This window comes from Pseudolysinimonas sp. (assembly GCF_057350545.1).
The window spans coordinates 1-16471 of the sequence record NZ_JBMRCP010000103.1 but is presented as its reverse complement, the minus strand read 5'-3'; the positions used below and the strand labels follow the sequence as shown (position 1 = coordinate 16471).

Genomic DNA, 16471 nt, shown 5'->3' with positions numbered 1-16471 from the left:
AGAGTCTAGGAGCGCGGCGGCGCGTCCGCCGGAGTCGCCTCGTCGCTGAGGATGGCCCGGATGCGCACGACGTCGTCGGCGAGGGCCGCGGCGAGCGACTCGAGCCCGTCGAACGCCACCATGCCCCTCAGGTACTCGACGAACTCGAGCACGATCGGCTTGTCGTAGGCGTCGACGGCGGCGTCGATGAGATGCGCCTCGGTGCGTCGCGCCGGGATGCCCTCGAACGTCGGGTTGTTGCCGATCGACACGGCGGCGCCGTACCGCTGCCCGTCGAGGTACGCCCACGCGGCGTAGACGCCGTCGGCCGGCAGGAAGCCCTCGATGTCGGGATCGAGGTTCGCCGTGGGGAAGCCGAGCTCGCGCCCGATCGCGTCGCCGTGCACGACCGTCGACCGCACGGAGGGGAGGCGTCCGAGCAGCGCGGCCGCCTCGCGCACGCGACCCGCGGCGAGGTGCTCGCGGATGCGGGTCGACGACACCCGCTCCCCGTCGACCGACACGTCGTCGAGCAGCGCGACGTCGAACCCGCGCGACTCCCCGAGCTCCCGCAGGGTGTCGATCGTTCCGGCGCCCTTGAATCCGAACCGGAAGTCGCGTCCGGCGAGCACGAGCTTCGCGTCGAGCGCCCCGACGAGCACCTGGTCGACGAAGTCGGCGGGAGAGAGCTCGCTCAGTTCGCGCGTGAACTCGAGCTCGAGGGTCGCGGCCACGCCCTCGTCGCCGAGGAGCGCCGCGCGCTGGGCGTTGGAGGCGAGGGAGACGGGGCACGCCTCCGGGCGGAACAGGGCCATCGGATGCCGGTCGAACGTCACGACGACCGGTGCGAGTCCGCGGGCGGCGGCGAGCGACTCGAGCTGCGCGATCACCCCGCGGTGACCGACGTGCACACCGTCGAACTTGCCGATCGTCACCGCGCTCGGGCCGAAGCCCTTCGGAACGGCGCGGAGGCCGGCGAAGAGGTCCATCAGGCCGCGACCGGCACGCGGCGACTGCCGCGCGCGAGGTAGAGCAGGCCGATGACGGGTAGCGCGAGCGGCACGCACAGGTAGCCGGCCCCGAAGAGCGCCCACACGGTGCCCTCGCGGCCGAACGCCCGGTCGAGCAGTTCGACGTCGCCGAGACCGATCAGGGCGGGCGCCGCGATGCTCACGACGCCGATCGCGAGCACGCCGAGCAGCTCGAAGCCGATCGCGATCCAGGCGAGGCGATCCCACCCGAACGCGAGGGCGAGGGTCGCGACGAGGTAGACGACGGCGGCGACCGCCGACAGCGAGAAGGCGACGGGCGCCTCGTCGAAGCGGTCGACGATCTGGAACGCCGAACGGCCGGTCGCGGCGATCGCGAGCACGGCGTAGACGGCGACGAGGATGCGGCCGGGGCCGCGCAGACGACGGGAAGACATCGGACCCAAGACTATTGCTCCCCGATCGGGCGTGCTCCCCGATCAGGCGAGCTGGACGTTCCAGATCTGGTTCATGCGGTACGCCATGACCGCGATGGCGAGACCGGCGACTCCGAGCACGACCGTGCTCCACCGGCTGCGGTCGGTGAGCGCCCAGGCGATCGCCGCGGGCGGCATGAGGCACGCCGTCACGAGGTAGACCCAAAACTCGCCGAGGTTTCCCGTCGCGTGGTTGCCGGTGGCCGGGGCGACGAGGGCGATGACGACCTGCGCGAGCAGCAGCGCCTCGACGACGACGACGCCCAGGATCGTGACGTCGGACGGCTTCCGGCCGACGAGCCCGAGCACGACGCCGAGCAGACCGACGAGGACCGCGACGGCGATGAGCACGATCGTGAAGACGTCGATCACGGCAGGACCTCCGAGGTCGGGAAGTTGACGAGTACGCGGGCGTTCCCATCCTGCACCGCCACGAGGCCGGCGAGTCGCCCGTCGGGCGCGATCGCCGCGACGACGGGCGCGTCGGCGGCGTCAGGGCGCACGCGCTTGCCGTGCGCGAGGGCGACGGACTGCTCGGGCGTGAGGTCGGCGACCGGGAACAGCTCCCGCGCGACGGTCGCGGGCTCGAGCATCCGGTCGGCGAGGTCGTCGACTTCGACCGCCACGGCGTCCTCGACCCCGAACGGGCCGACCTTCGTGCGCCGGAGCGCCGTGAGGTGACCGCCGACGCCGAGCGCCGCCCCGAGGTCGCGCGCGAGCGCGCGCACGTAGGTGCCCGATGAGACGGACACCCGCACGTCGAGGTCGACGAGCGCGCCCTCGCGTCGGGTGTCGAGCACCTCGAACTCGGAGACCGTCACGCGACGCGGCGTCAACTCGACCTCTTCACCCGCCCGGGCGCGATCGTACGAGCGACGCCCGTCGACCTTGATCGCACTGAACGTGCTCGGCACCTGGTCGAGCTCGCCCGTGAGCGACGCCACGGCATCCCGGATCGCGTCGTCGCCGACCCCAGACGCGTCGGCCGAGGCCGTGACGTCACCTTCGGCGTCGTCGGTCGTCGTCGCCTGGCCGAGCCGGATCGTCGCGGTGTACTCCTTGCCGAGCCCGACGAGGTAGGTGAGCAGGCGGGTGGAGCTGTCGACCCCGAGGACCATGAGCCCCGTCGCCATCGGGTCGAGGGTGCCCGCGTGTCCGACCTTGCGGGTGCCGAGGGCGCGACGTGTGCGCCCGACGAGGTCGTGGCTCGTGGGCCCCTGCGGCTTATCGAGCAGCAGGATGCCGGAGCGGCTCGCCGAGGACGACGCCATCAGGGTTGGGCCATCCGACGCAGGAGCTCCGACTTCGTCGGCGCGACGCACTCGACGAGTTCGCGCGCGTCGGCATCGTCTTCGAGGGCCATGTGGATGCCGGCGAGCGTGTTGAGCAGCATCCCCTGCGCGAGGAAGTCGCGCGCCTCCTCGGCGCTGAAGCCCCCGCGGGTGCGGAGCAGCCGGTACACGTCGAGGAATCCCCGACGTGCCGCCGTGCCGACCGCGGGGTCGGAGCCGAGCACGAACGCGTGCATGAGGCTCAGCAGGAGGCCCCGGTCGGTGAGCAGCTCGCTGTACGCCGCGCCGATGCGCGACGGCAGGTCGTCGCCGCCTTCCTCGATCACGGCGCCGAACGTGTGCAGCAGCCGGCCGAGGGCGCGCTCGAGCACCGCGAGGAAGAGCGCCTCCTTGGTGCCGAACATCCGCACGACGTAGGGCTGGCTGACGCCGGCCGCCTTCGCGATCCCGTCGGTCGTGGCGCCGAAGTAACCGCGTTCGCCGAACACGGCGGTCGCCGCCTCGAGCACGAGCTCGCGCCGGTCCTCGGCACGCATGCGCGGGATGGGATCGGGCCTCGGGATGCTCACGCTTGACAGGGTATCGGATGATTACCTAATCTCCAGGTAATCATCCAATTACTTATCTCGAGAACGGATTCCGATGTCCCCCACCACCGCCGCGCTCACCGCGTCGAAGCGCGTGCCCTTCGCTCTCGCGCTCGCCGCCACCGGCATCCCCATGTTCATGGCGACGCTCGACAACCTCGTCATGACGAACGCTCTCCCCGTCATCCACACCGAGCTCGGTGCGACGGTCGAAGAGCTGCAGTGGTTCATCAACGCGTACACGCTCTCGTTCGCGAGCCTCATCCTCTTCGCGGTCGCGCTCGGCGACCGTCTCGGGCGTCGCACGATCTTCGTCGCGGGCATCGTCGTCTTCACGATCGCCTCCGTGCTCGCCGCGCTCAGCACCGACCCGACGCAGCTCATCGTCGCCCGAGCGGTACAGGGCCTCGGCGGGGCCGCGATCATGCCGCTCTCCCTCTCCCTGCTCGCCGGCGCGGTCGAGCCGCGCCGACGTCCGCTCGCGATCGGCGTGTGGGGCGGCATCGCGGGGCTCGGTGTCGCCGCCGGGCCGCTCATCGGCGGCGCGGTCGTCGAAGGGTGGAGCTGGCAGGCGATCTTCTGGATCAACGTGCCCGTCGGCATCCTCGCCCTCCCCCTCGCGCTGCTCGTGCTGCCGAACACGCGCGGCGCGCGGCTCCGCCTCGACATCCCGGGCGTGCTGCTCGTCGGACTCGGCGTGCTCGGCCTCGTCTACGGCATCGTGCGCGGCAACGAGGCGGGCTGGGACTCGCTCGAGGTGGTCGGCTCGCTCGTGGCCGGGGTCGCCCTCGTCGCGGCGTTCCTCTGGCGCGAGGCACGCACGGCGGCCCCTCTGCTGCCGCTGCGGCTGTTCCGCGACCGCAGCTTCAGCGTCGCCAACGTCGTCGGCTTCGGGTTCTCGTTCGGGATGTTCGGTGCGGTCTTCATCCTCATCCAGTTCCTGCAGGTCGTGCAGGGCTCGTCGCCGCTCGAGGCCGCCATCCAGACCACGCCGTGGACGATGGCGCCGATGGTCGTCGCACCGCTCGCCGGCTTCATCGCGCCACGCGTCGGCACGCGGGTGCTCATCGTCGCCGGACTCGCCCTGCAGGGCGCGGGACTCAGCTGGCTCGCCCTCACGATGTCGGCCGAGGTCGCCTACACGACGATGCTGCCGGCGTTCATCGCCGCCGGGATCGGCATGGGCCTCGTCTTCGCCCCGTCGTCGACCGCCGTGCTCGCGAACATCGCCGAGGCCGACACCGCGAAGGCGAGCGGCACCAACTCGACGCTGCGCGAGATCGGCGTCGCCCTCGGCATCGCGGTCATGACGGCGGTGTTCACCGGAGCGGGCGGGCAGCTCACCCCCACCGGGTACGTGGATGCGGCCGTGCCGGCGGTCGCCGTGGGCGCCGCGGTGCTGCTCGCGACGGCGCTCGTCGCGCTGCGCCTGCCCGCCGGCCGGGCCGCGCGCACGATCGACCACGTCAAGGAAGAACGGCGCGCCGACGACCTCGTCTCCGCGTAGTCGGGTCGGTCCCGACCGGATCTCCTTGATTTGGTCGGGACCTCCCCACGCTTAGGCTCGCAGCATGCGCGTGGCCGTGATCGGAGCGGGGGCGGTGGGAGGCCTCCTCGCCGCCCTCCTCGATCGTGCGGGACACGATGTCACGGTGACCGCACGCGGCGAGCATCTCGCCGCGATCCGCGCCGACGGGATCCTGCTCGACGGCGGCTACGGGTCGCACGTCGCCCGCGTCGCGGCGGGCGAGACGCTCGACGCCGCCCCCGAGCTCGCGCTCCTGGCCACGAAGGCCCAGGACGCGGAGGCCGCCTTGCGGGCGAACGCCGCAGTTCTCGCGGGCGTGCCGCTGCTCGTCGTGCAGAACGGCCTCGGCGGCATCCAGGTGGCCCGCTCGGTGCTTCCGGACGCACCGCTGCTCGGCGGGCTCGCGCTCTTCGCGAGCTCCTACCTCTCCCCCGGGCGGATCACCGTGACGGCCGCGCTCCCGCTCGTCGTGGGAGCCGCGACGGGCACACCGCGCGACGTGCTCGACCGGGTGGCCGGCATCCTGCGCGAGGCGCTGCCGATCGAGGTCGTCGACAGCCTCGAGGGCGCGCAGTGGACGAAGCTGCTCGTCAACCACGTCAACGCGCTCCCCGCCATCACGGGCCTGAGCGTGCAGCAGACCGTCGCCGACCCGCGGCTGCGGCACGTGCTCGCGTCGTCGCTGCGCGAGACGGTGCGGATCGCGAATCGCATCGGCATCCGGTTCACGGGGCTGCAGGGCATCCCGGGGTGGATCCTGCCGTGGCTCGGCCGCGGGCCGCTCGCCCTCGCCGAGCGACTCCCCCTCCTGCTCGCGCGGCGCATGGGCGACGTGCCGAACCCCGGGTCGACGCTGCAGAGCCTGCGCCGCGGGCAACTGACCGAGATCGACTTCCTCAACGGCGCCGTCGTGCGCGTCGCGGAGGAGCACGGACTCGACGCGCCGATCAACGCCGCACTCGTCGAGCTCGTGCACGAGGTCGAGCGCACGGGCGAATTCCTCCCGCCCGAGCAGGTCACGGCGCGGGTGCCCCGGGGCTAGCGCCCGAGCGCTTCTCGGGATGCAGCGCCGCGAAGAACGACACGGGACGCGCATAAGCCGGAATCGGGCGGGCGCGGAAGCGCTCGATGAGGGCGGTGAGTTCGTCGCCGAACTCGCGCTCCCCCTCCTCGTCGAGCAGGAACCCCATGCGCCAGCTGTGGATGTCGTCGGCGGGCAGGCCGTCGATCTCGTCGAGGAAGGCGCGCACGAGCACCGCCGAGATCCCGGGCACGTGCGTGCGCCAGGAGACCCCGGTGGCGCGGTAGGGCACCTCGCGCGCCCCTCGGGTGCCGCGGCGGGGCTCGTCCGCTGCCAGAAGCCCGACGTCGACGAGCGTGCGCACGTGGTGGAGCGCCGATCCGGGGTTCAGGCCGAACTCGGCGGCGATCTCGCGATTGGTACGCGGCTCGTGGAGGCAGAACCGCAGGATGCGCATCCGCAGCGCGGAGCCGAGAGCCCGCGCGCGGCGATCGAGGAGCACCGCGTCGGCTCCGGCGCCGTCGTCGCGCGTGCCGGGGTCGACCGGGACGGGTTCGGGCACGGCCATGGGGCCAGGATACCGACCGCCTTCGTTAGTGATTGATATTTCCCAATGACTAGGTGCAGACTGACCTCATGTCCGACCCCGTCACCACGGAACCCGCCCCCGGCGACGATCCCGCCGCTCTCGCGGCCGACACCCCCGCACGCACCTCGCTCTGGCGGCACCGCGGGTTCCTGTCCCTGTGGGCGGGCGAGACGACGAGCCAGTTCGGCGCGCAGCTCGGGTTCCTCGCCATCCCCGTGCTCGCCATCCGGGTGCTCTCCGCCAGCGAGTTCGAGATCGGGCTGCTGAACGCCCTGCAGACGGCGGCGTTCCTCGTCATCGGGTTGCCGGCCGGGGCCTGGATCGACCGCTGGCTCAAGCGGCGGGTGATGATCCTCGCCGACGTCGTGCGCGCGGTCGCGCTCGCCCTCCTGCCGGTGTTCTGGTTCGCGGGCGTGCTCGACTTCGTGCACCTCCTCGTGATCGCGACCATCGTCGGCGTCGCGACCGTGTTCTTCGACGTCTCGTACCAGAGCTACATCCCCGTGCTCGTGCCGCGCGACGCGATCGGCGACGCCAACTCGAAGCTCGAGAGCACCGCGCAGGTGGCGCGGGTCGGCGGGCCGGCGATCGCGGGCGGCCTGCTCGCGGTGCTCCAGGCGCCGCTCCTGCTCGTCGGCACCGCCGCGACCTACGTCGTCTCGTTCATCGCCCTCCTCACCATCCGCGACACGGAGGTGCCGAAGCCGCGGGCCGACCGTCGGCCGCTCGTGACCGAGATCCGCGAAGGTGTGGCCTTCGTCGTGCGCGAGCCGCTGCTGCGCAGGATCGTGTTGACGACGGGAGTCGGCAACTTCTTCCAGACGATCGCGATGACGATGCTCCCCGTGCTGGTGCTGCGCGAGCTCGGACTCAGCCCCGCCGTGCTGGGGATCGCGACGTCGATCGGAGCGGTGGCCGGCATCCTCGGAGCGCTCTCCGCGGCGCGGATCGCCCGGGTGCTCGGCGAGGGCACCGTCATCCCGGTGTCGGCCGTCGTGCTCGGGGCGGCGCTCCTGCTCGCCCCGCTCATGGCCGTCGTGCCCGCGGTCGCCATCCCCCTGCTCATCGCCGCGGAGCTGCTGCTGAGCATCTCGGTGCTCGTCTACAACATCACGCAGGTGAGCTTCCGGCAGCGCATCTGCCCGCCGGAGCTGCTCGGGCGCATGAACGCGTCGATCCGCTTCTTCGTCTGGGGCGTCATGCCGATCGGTGCCCTCGTGTCGGGCGTGCTCGCGACCACGATCGGCATCGTGCCGACCATGTGGATCGGGGCTGTCGGCGGCCTGCTCGCGGCGGGATTCGTCGTGTTCTCGCCGCTGCTCGGGATGCGCACGCTGCCGGAGACCGCGACGCCCCCGCGCCCCGCTCCCTAGAGCGGCGCGGGCGCGACCGAGCAGAAGTCGGCGAAGCGCCGCTTCGGGTGCTCGGGATCGGTGTTGTCGACGATCGCGTCGGCGGTCGTGTTCGGGTGCGCGTCGCGCACGTAGAGCGCCTGCGCGCCGGAGTAACGGAGGTTCGACTCCGCCTTCGGCGAGGGGTCGGCACCGTCGCGCGCGACCATGCGGGCGAGACGCACCTTCGCGGTCGCGTCGAGCCAGAGCGACCAGTTCCACACGCCGCGCAGCTCGAACCGGTTGAGGAACACGCCGTCGACGATGAGGATGGCGTCGGCCGGCCCGGTCACCCAGGTGGCCTCCACCGGCATGTCCCGAGCGAGGTCGAACCCGCGCAGCTGGAACCCGGTGGAACCGCCCATCCGGAACGGCTCGAGCAACACGCGTCGGAACAGCGAGTAGTCGAACGCGTCGCGGTAGTAGCCCTCGGCGGAGTGGCGGCCGGCACGATGGCGCAGCTCGCGAGGCTGGTGGAAGTCGTCGATCGACGCCCGGAACACGGCGTGCCCGGCGCGCTCGAAGGCCAACGCGAGGTCGTCGGCGAACGTCGTCTTGCCCCCGCCGTCCGGTCCGTCGACGGCGATCGCCGTGCGGCCGTGAGCGTAATGGTGCGCGTACTCGGTGACGAGCGACTCGAGCAGCTCGCGGCGTGCCGGAGCGATCCTCGACCAGGGCGTGCTCACGGTCCCAGCCTAGGCTCCTCGGCCCGACAACTAGTGTCGTGGGGTGCACCTCGGAGAGCGGATCGCGGACTGGTACGCGACCGGGCACCGCGACCTCCCGTGGCGCCGCCCCGGCTTCCCGGCGTGGGGAACGCTCGTGAGCGAGTTCATGCTGCAGCAGACGCCCGTGGCGCGCGTCATCCCGGCGCTCGAGCGGTGGCTCGCCCGATGGCCGACGCCCGCCGACCTCGCCGCCGCTCCGCCGGGGGATGCCGTGCGGGCGTGGGAGCGACTCGGCTACCCGCGCCGCGCCCTGCGCCTGCACGGCGCGGCGACGGCGATCGCCGACCGGCACGGCAACGAGGTCCCGGCGTCGGTCGACGACCTCCTCGAGCTGCCGGGGGTCGGGCCCTACACGGCGCGCGCCGTCGCGGCTTTCGCCTACGGCATCCGCACCCCCGTCGTCGACACCAACGTGCGCCGCGTGCTCGCGCGGGCGCTGCGCGGTCAGGGGGAGGCGGGACCACCCCGCACCGTCGCCGACCTGCTCGAGATGGAGGCTGTGCTGCCGTCCGACCCCGTGCCGGCCCGGCTCGTCAACGCGGGGACGATGGAGCTCGGGCAGACCGTGTGCACGGCGCGTTCGCCGCGCTGCGAGGTCTGCCCGATCGCCGACCTGTGCGCGTGGCGGGCGACGGGGTATCCGCCGTACGAGGGTGCGCGGTCGCCGGTGCAGGCGAAGTACGAGGGCTCCGACCGCCAGGTGCGCGGACTCGTGCTGCGCGAGCTGCGGGCGAGCGACACCCCGGTGCCCGCGGCGGTCATCGGGGGGCTGTGGCCGGATGCCGGGCAGCTCGCGCGCGCCGTCGACGGACTGCTGCGGGACGGTCTCATCGTCCGCGACGACGACGAGTACGGCCTGCCCTGAGCCGCCCGCGGACGGGGCGCGAGCCTAGGCTGAACACGTGCCTGCCGTCCCGCTCCGTGTCGCCCGAGCGGCCGCGGAGGCCGAACTCTCCGAGGCCCTCGCCGCACTACGCACCGAGTTGGAACTGCCCTCGGGCTTCCCTGCCGACGTCGAGGCCGAGGCTGTCCGTGCCGTCGAACGCTACGAGCTGCCCGACGAAGACCTCACGGCGCTCGGATTCGTCACGATCGACCCCGCGGGCGCGACCGACCTCGACCAGGCCCTCGCGATCGAACGCGACGGATCGGGTTGGCGGGTGTTCTACGCGATCGCCGACCTGGCTGCCTTCGTCGAACCGGGCGGCGCGATCGACGTCGAGGCGCGCCGCCGCGGTGTCACCGTTTACGCGGCGGACGGCCGCATCCCGTTGCACCCACCGGTGATCAGCGAGGACGCCGCGTCCCTCCTGCCCGGCGAGCTGCGCGGCGCCCACGTCTGGGAGTTCGCGCTCGACTCCTCGGGCCGCGCGACCTCGACCCGGGTGCGCCGCGCGCGGGTGCGCAGTCGCCGCCAGTGGTCGTACGAGGACGCGCAGGATGCTCTCGACCGAGAGCCGCAGCTCGGGATGCTGCGCGACGTCGGTGAGGCACGACTCGCGCTCGAGACGGAACGCGGCGGGGCGAGCCTCGCGATCCCCGAGATCCTGGTCGAGCGCGACGAGCGCGGATACCGGCTCGAGAGACGCACGCTCTCCCCCGTCGAGTCGTGGAACGCGCAGCTCTCGCTGCTGACGGGCATGGAGGCCGCGCGCCTCATGCTCGAGGGGGGTGTCGGCATCCTGCGCACCATGCCGGCCGCGGAGCCCGACGCGATCCGCCGCTTCCGCACGCAGACGCGCGCGCTCGGCACGCCGTGGCACGAGGACGAGCGCTACGGCGACTACCTGCGCCGGCTCGCCCTCGACGACCCGCGGCAGCTCGCCATCCGGCACGCCGCCGCCTCGCTCTTCCGCGGTGCCACGTACCGCGCGTTCGACGGCGCGCCACCCGCCGAATCCGAACAGGCCGCCATCGGCGCCCCCTACGCACACGTGACCGCTCCCCTGCGCCGCCTCGTCGACCGCTTCGGCCTCGCGGTGTGCGAGGCGCTGTGCGTCGGCGACGAGGTGCCCGCCTGGGTGCGTGCCGCGCTGCCCGAACTGCCGTCGCGCATGGGACGCGCCGCCAACATCTCGGGTCGACTCGATCGCCGCACCCTCGACACCGTCGAAGCCGCCGTGCTGGCCCCGCACGTCGGCGAGGAATTCGACGCGGTCGCGATCAGCGAGTCGACCCTCCAGCTCCTCGACCCCGCCGTCGAGGCCCCGTGCGACGGGCCGCTCACCTCCGGAGCGACCCTGCGGGTGCGGCTCGAGGCGGCGGAGATCGCGACGGGCACCGTGCGGTTCCGAGGCGTCTGAGGGAGACTGCTGGCATGCCGGAGTTGCCCGAGGTTCACGCGCTCGTCGCCGATCTGCGCGGGCGGCTCATCGGGCAGCGGATCGCCCGGCTCGACGTCGTCGCCTTCGCGGCGCTCAAGACCTACGACCCGCCGGTCGCGGCGCTCGAGGGGCAGACCGTCACGGGTGTCGAGCGGCACGGCAAGTTCCTCGACATCGACGCCGGGGGTCTCCACCTCGTCGTGCACCTCGCCCGCGCGGGCTGGCTGCGCTGGCGCGAGAAGGCGCCGCTCGCCACGGTCAAACGGGGCGCCGGACCGATCGCCGCACGGCTCATCCTCGACGACGGCTCGGGTTTCGACCTCACCGAAGCCGGCACCAAGAAGTCGCTCGCGATCCACGTCACGCGCGACCCGCAGTCGGTGGAACGCGTCGCGACCCTCGGCCCCGACCCGCTCGCCGATGCCTTCACCGAAGAGGTGTTCGCCGGCATCCTCGCCGCCGCGGGCCGCTCGCAGATCAAGGGCGTGCTGCGCGATCAGCGGCTCATCGCGGGCATCGGCAACGCGTACTCCGACGAGATCCTGCACGTCGCGAAGATGTCGCCGTTCAAGCCGGCCTCGATGGAGCCGGCCGACGTGCACGTGCTCTACGACGCGGTGCAGTCGACGCTGCGGGATGCCGTGGCACGATCCGAGGGACTCGCGGCGTCGGAGCTCAAGGGCGAGAAGAAGTCGAACCTGCGCGTGCACGGGCGGTTCGGGCAGCCCTGCCCGGTCTGCGGCGACACGGTCAAGCAGGTCATCTACGCCGACTCGACGTTCCAGTACTGCCCGACGTGCCAGACCGGCGGCAAGCCGCTCGCCGACCGCGTGCTCAGCCGTCTGCTGAAGTGAGCGAGGCGTGAAGCCGCCGGAGTGCGTGGTGTGCGGGGAGGATGCCCAGCCGCCCGACTCGCTCGTGCGCTTCCGCTCACGCCCCGAGGACCTCGCGTGGCGCGAGCGCGTCGAGCGCGACGGACTCGTCGGTCATCCGCCCGACACCGGGTGGCTGTGCGCCGCCCATCTCGAGGCGGGGCGTGCGCTCGCGCCGGACGAGACCCTCGCCGACGCGGTCGCTCTCCTGCGCGCCCCGCGCGGTGACGGCGCGATCCGACCCGTCGCGATCTCCGACTTCGGCGCGCGGCTGCGGGCCCTCGCCCCTCGCATCGCGGCGGCACTCGAGGTGGTGCCTCCCGCACTCGATGCGCGAGAGACGCGCCACTGGCATCCGATGGATGGCGCGGTCGCCCCGGACTGCCCGTTCACCGACGACATCGTGTGGACTCCCGCCGAGTCGCCGCTGAGCTACACGAGCACCCGCGCCTGGTGGGCCGAGGGCGCCCTGGCACAGGCGAGCGAGTCGCTCATCATCCGCACGTCCGACGTGTCGGCGAGCATCTCGGGTCACATCCCCGCCGACGGGTCGACCGAGCTCGTGAGCGAGCTGACGATGAGCGGCGTCGTGCCGCCCGCCGTCGCCGCGCTCGTCGCGTCCGAGTTCCCCGCCGCCTGACGGCTCGGTACCCGGCCATCCAGATCTCCGCAGTCCAGAGCTCGGCCGTCCGGAGCTCGGCGCGGGCCTGCCGTCGCCGTGCTCTCAGCGGGCCGCGGTGGCGATCGCCCGCTCGATCCCGACCATGAGCAGCTCGAGCACGAAGTCGAACTCGGCGCGATGGTCGTGAGTGGCCGACGCGAGCGTCACCGCGAGGTTCGGGTACGACTCGGCACCGGCCGGGAGGTGATCGAGCTCGTATCCGCCGTGCGCCGAACGAAGGGCGAGCTCCTGGAGCGTGAAGGCGAAGACGTGCACCTCGACCGCATGGAGGGCGTCGTGGGCGAGCTGCGGCGAGCATCCCGCCGAGAGCAGCGTGCCGAGGACGCCGTCGGCGAACCGCAGTCGCGCCGGGCTGCTCGCCGCTCGGCTCATCGCCAGTTCGGGTGCCCAGGGATGCGTCACGAGCACGGCGTGCGCACCTCGCACCTGCTCCCCGAGGCGGTCGCGCCAGTCGCCACCGATCGACGGGACGGGGAAGGCGGCGACGACCTCGTCGACCATGCCCTCGAGCAGCTCGTCCTTGTGCGTGACGTGGCGGTAGAGCGACATCGCCTCGACCCCGAGCTGCTCGCCGACGCGCCGCATGCTCACCGCGTCGAGCCCGTCGACGTCGGCGATCGCGACCGCGGCGCGGAGGATGCGTTCGCGACTCAGCGGAGCGCGCCCGGACTTGGCCATGCGCGGAGCTTACACCCGAAACTTACGCAGTAAGCGGAGCGAGCAGTTCGAGCGTGCGCTCGCGTCCGAGCGTCCGATCCGCGGGCTCCTCGGCCCGAGATCCGGCGCCCGGCGAGACCATGACCTCATCGACGCCGAACGACGCGGCCAGGGCGGCGATCCTCCCCCGTGCGGGCTCGGCCGCATCCACGATCCACCTCTCGAGCATCCCGTCGATCGCCTGACGCGTGGCGGCATCCTGCGCCTCGAGGGCCGCATCCTCGACGGTGTCGATCGCGCGCAGGGGCTTGCCGGTGCGCAGGCGGGAGAAGTTGAGCAGCGCGGGGAGCGCGCGGGCTGCTGCCTCCTCGGCCGTGTCGGCGACGACCGCGTTGACGGTGAGGAAGGTGCGCGGAGCGGCGAGGGCCTCCGACGGCACGAACTCGCGACGGTAGACCTCGAGCGCGCGCTCCGTCCCCTCCCCCGAGAAGTGGTGGGCGAAGACGTACGGCAGGCCGAGCTTCGCCGCGAGGTGGGCCGAGTAGTCGCTCGAGCCGAGCAGCCACACCTCGGGAATCCCGGCCGCCGCGGGCGTCGCCTTCACCTCGTAGTCGCGCAGTCCGTCGGCGGTGCGGATCGTGAGCTGGGCGCCGTCGCCGGACAGCGCTCGGATGTCGCGTATGTTCTCCTCGAAACGGTCGACGTCGCTCGTCGGTCCGCTCGACCGCAGCAGGTGCGTGATGACCGGGTCGGAGCCCGGGGCACGGCCGAGCCCGAGGTCGATGCGTCCGGGCGCGAACGCCTCGAGGGTCGCGAACTGCTCGGCGACCGTGAAGGGCGCGTGATTGGGCAGCATGACGCCGCCCGACCCGACCCGGATGCGCTCCGTGCGCGCCGCGACCGCCGCGATGAGCACGGGCGGTGCCGTCGACGCGACGGCCGGCATGTTGTGGTGCTCGGCGAACCAATAGCGCTCGAAGCCGAGGCGGTCGGCGAGCTGCGCGAGCGCGACGGAGGCGGCGACCGCCTGGGCGGAGGTCTGACCCGCGCGCACCGGCACGAGGTCGAGGACGGAGAGCTGAAGAGGCATCCCTGAGGTCAACGCCGCGCGGCGCCGTGGGATTCCGAGGGTCTCGACACGCCGGCCGCGCCGGCTACTCGACCACCGAGACTCTAGGCCTTGTCGTCGTCGTCGTCGTCGTCTTCGTCGTCTTCGTCGTCTTCGTCGTCTTCGTCGAAGTCACGCGGCTTGACGTACGGGTCTTCGTCGCCGGCGTAGGTCGCGTTCGCCGCGGCGGCGCGTGCCTCGTTGTCGCGCTCCGAGGCCTCGCGCAGGAGTGCCTCGATCGACGCCGCGTTCTCGGGGATCGCGTCGGCGATGAACTCGAGCGACGGGGTGAGCCGCGTGTTGAGGTTCTTGCCCACCTCGGTGCGCAGCAGCCCCGTGGCGGCCTTGAGCGCCGCGGCGGAGTCCGCCCGCTCCTCCTCCGACCCGTAGACCGTGAAGAACACGCTCGCGTGCTGCAGGTCGCCCGTGACGCGTACATCCGTGATCGTCACGAAGCCGAGTCGCGGATCCCGCAACCCCTTCTCAAGACGCTGCGCGATCACTTCCTTGATGCGATCCGCGACCTTCGCCGCGCGATCTCCTTGAGCCATGAGTGCCTCCAAGCAAGCTGAGGATGGAAAGACGGGGAACGCTGCACCTCCACCGGCAGTGAAACCAGAGTGGGGTCCCCGCCGTTTCACCGGAGTGAATCGGGGTAGGGGTCCCCGCTCTCTTCACTCCGGTGAAGCGGCGGGGACCCCACGGCCGGGCTACACCCGGACCTTCTCCTTCATTTCAATGGTCTCGATCTCGTCGCCGATCTGGATGTCGTTGAACTTGCCGAGGCCGATACCGGCTTCGAAGTCCGTCTTGACCTCGGTGACGTCGTCTTTGAACCGGCGCAGCGAGTCGATGGCGAGGTTGTCGCCGATGACCACGCCGTCGCGGATGACGCGCGCCTTGGCGTTGCGCGTGATCGTGCCGGAGCGGACGATGACACCGGCGATGTTGCCGGCCTTGGAGGAGCGGAACACCTCGCGGATCTCGGCGACACCCGACTGCACCTCTTCGAACTCGGGCTTGAGCATGCCCTTGAGCGAGTTCTCGATGTCTTCGAGTGCGGCGTAGATGACCGAGTAGAACCGCACGTCGATGCCTTCGCGCTGTGCACGCTCACGCGCCTTCACGTCGGGGCGGACGTTGAATCCGATCACGATCGCGTTGTCGATCGTGGCCAGGTCGATGTCCGACTCGGTGACGGCACCCACACCGCGGTGCAGGATGCGCAGCTGGACGCTGTCGTCGATCTCGATCTTCATGAGCGACTCCTCGAGTGCCTCGACGGCACCGGAGACGTCACCCTTGATGATGAGGTTGAGCGACTCGACCTTGCCCTCTTCGAGAGCGCGGGTGAAGTCCTCGAGCGAGATGCGCTTGCGGGCCTTCGCCAGCTGGGCGTTGCGCTCGACGGCTTCGCGCTTCTCGGCGATCTGCCGAGCCGTGCGGTCGTCTTCGGTCACGATGAACGTGTCGCCCGCTCGCGGAACCCGCGAGAGTCCCTGCACGAGCACGGGACGCGACGGGTAGGCCTCGTCGACCTGCTCGCCGTTCTCGTCGTGCATGGCCCGGACGCGTCCGTACGCCGTGCCGGCGACGATCGGGTCGCCGACGCGCAGCGTTCCGTTCTGGATGAGCACGGTCGCGACGGCGCCACGACCCTTGTCGAGCTTCGCCTCGATCGCGACACCGCGGGCGTCGCGGGTCGGGTTCGCCACGAGGTCGAGGCCGGCGTCCGCGGTGAGGAGCACGGCATCCAACAGCTCGGTGATGCCCTTCTTCTGCAGAGCGGACACGTCGACGAACATCGTGTCGCCACCGAACTCTTCGGCGACGAGGCCGTACTCGGTGAGCTGCTGACGCACCTTGGCGGGGTTGGCCCCCTCCTTGTCGACCTTGTTGACGGCGACGACGATCGGCGCTCCGGCGGCCTGGGCGTGGTTGAGCGCCTCGACCGTCTGCGGCATGATGCCGTCGTCTGCCGCGACCACGAGGATCGCGATGTCGGTCACGTTGGCACCACGGGCACGCATGGCGGTGAACGCCTCGTGGCCCGGGGTGTCGATGAAGGTGATGGCGCGCTCGATGCCCTCGTGCTCGGTCCAGACCTGGTACGCACCGATGTGCTGCGTGATGCCGCCGGCCTCGCCCGCGACGACGTTCGCCTCGCGGATCGCGTCGAGCAGTCGGGTCTTTCCGTGGTCGACGTGGCCCATGACGGTGACGACCGGCGGACGGATCTCGAGGTCGT

General features: G+C 71.8%; 18 protein-coding genes. 7 read left to right on the top strand and 11 right to left on the bottom strand.

Annotated elements, in window-relative coordinates; all coding sequences use genetic code 11:
* Window positions 1–5: 5 nt before the first annotated feature.
* The 5 genes from ACO1X9_RS14095 to ACO1X9_RS14075 are packed head-to-tail and all read right to left on the bottom strand — an operon-like array spanning window position 6 to window position 3305.
* Window positions 6–968: a bifunctional riboflavin kinase/FAD synthetase gene (locus ACO1X9_RS14095; protein ID WP_486351478.1), complete on the bottom strand. Its 963-nt coding sequence runs from the start codon at window positions 966–968 to the stop codon at window positions 6–8.
* Entirely contained in the window at window positions 968–1405 is a 438-nt protein-coding gene (locus ACO1X9_RS14090) for a hypothetical protein (protein ID WP_486351477.1), read from the bottom strand. Before ACO1X9_RS14090 ends, ACO1X9_RS14095 begins: the two co-directional genes overlap by 1 nt.
* A gap of 42 nt (window positions 1406–1447) precedes the next feature.
* Window positions 1448–1816: a hypothetical protein gene (locus ACO1X9_RS14085; RefSeq protein WP_486351476.1), complete on the bottom strand. Its 369-nt coding sequence runs from the start codon at window positions 1814–1816 to the stop codon at window positions 1448–1450.
* Complete coding sequence (gene truB, locus ACO1X9_RS14080) at window positions 1813–2715, bottom strand: tRNA pseudouridine(55) synthase TruB (RefSeq protein ID WP_486351475.1); 903 nt, start codon at window positions 2713–2715, stop codon at window positions 1813–1815. Before truB ends, ACO1X9_RS14085 begins: the two co-directional genes overlap by 4 nt.
* A complete protein-coding gene (locus ACO1X9_RS14075; RefSeq protein WP_486351474.1) occupies window positions 2715–3305 on the bottom strand; it encodes a TetR/AcrR family transcriptional regulator in 591 nt (196 codons plus the stop codon). Before ACO1X9_RS14075 ends, truB begins: the two co-directional genes overlap by 1 nt.
* Before the next feature lie 73 nt (window positions 3306–3378).
* Between ACO1X9_RS14075 and ACO1X9_RS14070 the strand changes: the two genes are divergently transcribed.
* The gene (locus tag ACO1X9_RS14070) at window positions 3379–4830 is read left to right on the top strand and encodes an MFS transporter (RefSeq protein ID WP_486351473.1); all 1452 of its coding nucleotides are present in this window, start codon (window positions 3379–3381) and stop codon (window positions 4828–4830) included.
* Between the two features lie 64 nt (window positions 4831–4894).
* Complete coding sequence (locus ACO1X9_RS14065) at window positions 4895–5893, top strand: ketopantoate reductase family protein (protein ID WP_486351472.1); 999 nt, start codon at window positions 4895–4897, stop codon at window positions 5891–5893.
* Here the strand turns inward: ACO1X9_RS14065 and ACO1X9_RS14060 are convergent.
* The gene (locus tag ACO1X9_RS14060; RefSeq protein ID WP_486351471.1) at window positions 5868–6440 is read right to left on the bottom strand and encodes an ArsR/SmtB family transcription factor; all 573 of its coding nucleotides are present in this window, start codon (window positions 6438–6440) and stop codon (window positions 5868–5870) included. The genes ACO1X9_RS14065 and ACO1X9_RS14060 overlap by 26 nt on opposite strands.
* Before the next feature lie 68 nt (window positions 6441–6508).
* On the opposite strand from ACO1X9_RS14060, the gene ACO1X9_RS14055 reads away from it, so the two are divergent.
* Window positions 6509–7834, top strand: a complete 1326-nt coding sequence (locus ACO1X9_RS14055; RefSeq protein ID WP_486351470.1) for an MFS transporter — start codon at window positions 6509–6511, stop codon at window positions 7832–7834.
* On the opposite strand, the gene ACO1X9_RS14050 is transcribed toward ACO1X9_RS14055, so the two are convergent.
* The gene (locus ACO1X9_RS14050; protein ID WP_486351469.1) at window positions 7831–8538 is read right to left on the bottom strand and encodes a nucleoside/nucleotide kinase family protein; all 708 of its coding nucleotides are present in this window, start codon (window positions 8536–8538) and stop codon (window positions 7831–7833) included. The genes ACO1X9_RS14055 and ACO1X9_RS14050 overlap by 4 nt on opposite strands.
* Window positions 8539–8581: 43 nt before the next feature.
* On the opposite strand from ACO1X9_RS14050, the gene ACO1X9_RS14045 reads away from it, so the two are divergent.
* From ACO1X9_RS14045 to ACO1X9_RS14030, 4 genes are read left to right on the top strand one after another with little or no spacing between them, the layout of a single operon-like run.
* Window positions 8582–9445 carry an HhH-GPD family protein gene (locus tag ACO1X9_RS14045; protein ID WP_486351468.1) on the top strand — a complete coding sequence of 288 codons (864 nt, stop codon included), beginning with the start codon at window positions 8582–8584 and terminating at the stop codon, window positions 9443–9445.
* Between the two features lie 37 nt (window positions 9446–9482).
* Window positions 9483–10883 (top strand): RNB domain-containing ribonuclease, encoded by a 1401-nt coding sequence (locus ACO1X9_RS14040; protein WP_486351467.1) that lies wholly within the window; start codon window positions 9483–9485, stop codon window positions 10881–10883.
* Between the two features lie 14 nt (window positions 10884–10897).
* Window positions 10898–11758, top strand: a complete 861-nt coding sequence (locus ACO1X9_RS14035) for an Fpg/Nei family DNA glycosylase (protein WP_486351466.1) — start codon at window positions 10898–10900, stop codon at window positions 11756–11758.
* A gap of 7 nt (window positions 11759–11765) precedes the next feature.
* On the top strand, window positions 11766–12416 hold the full coding sequence (locus ACO1X9_RS14030; protein WP_486351465.1) for a hypothetical protein: 651 nt from the start codon (window positions 11766–11768) through the stop codon (window positions 12414–12416).
* A gap of 84 nt (window positions 12417–12500) precedes the next feature.
* Here ACO1X9_RS14030 and ACO1X9_RS14025 read toward each other — a convergent pair whose 3' ends face one another.
* The 4 genes from ACO1X9_RS14025 to infB all read right to left on the bottom strand — a co-directional run.
* Window positions 12501–13136 carry a TetR/AcrR family transcriptional regulator gene (locus ACO1X9_RS14025; protein ID WP_486351464.1) on the bottom strand — a complete coding sequence of 212 codons (636 nt, stop codon included), beginning with the start codon at window positions 13134–13136 and terminating at the stop codon, window positions 12501–12503.
* Between the two features lie 22 nt (window positions 13137–13158).
* Window positions 13159–14205 (bottom strand): LLM class flavin-dependent oxidoreductase, encoded by a 1047-nt coding sequence (locus ACO1X9_RS14020; RefSeq protein WP_486351463.1) that lies wholly within the window; start codon window positions 14203–14205, stop codon window positions 13159–13161.
* Window positions 14206–14288: 83 nt separating this feature from the next.
* Window positions 14289–14774, bottom strand: a complete 486-nt coding sequence (rbfA, locus tag ACO1X9_RS14015; RefSeq protein WP_486351462.1) for a 30S ribosome-binding factor RbfA — start codon at window positions 14772–14774, stop codon at window positions 14289–14291.
* A 159-nt stretch (window positions 14775–14933) separates the two neighbouring features.
* Window positions 14934–16471 (bottom strand): translation initiation factor IF-2 (infB, locus tag ACO1X9_RS14010; RefSeq protein ID WP_486351461.1); only part of this gene is annotated, 1538 nt, incomplete at its 5' end.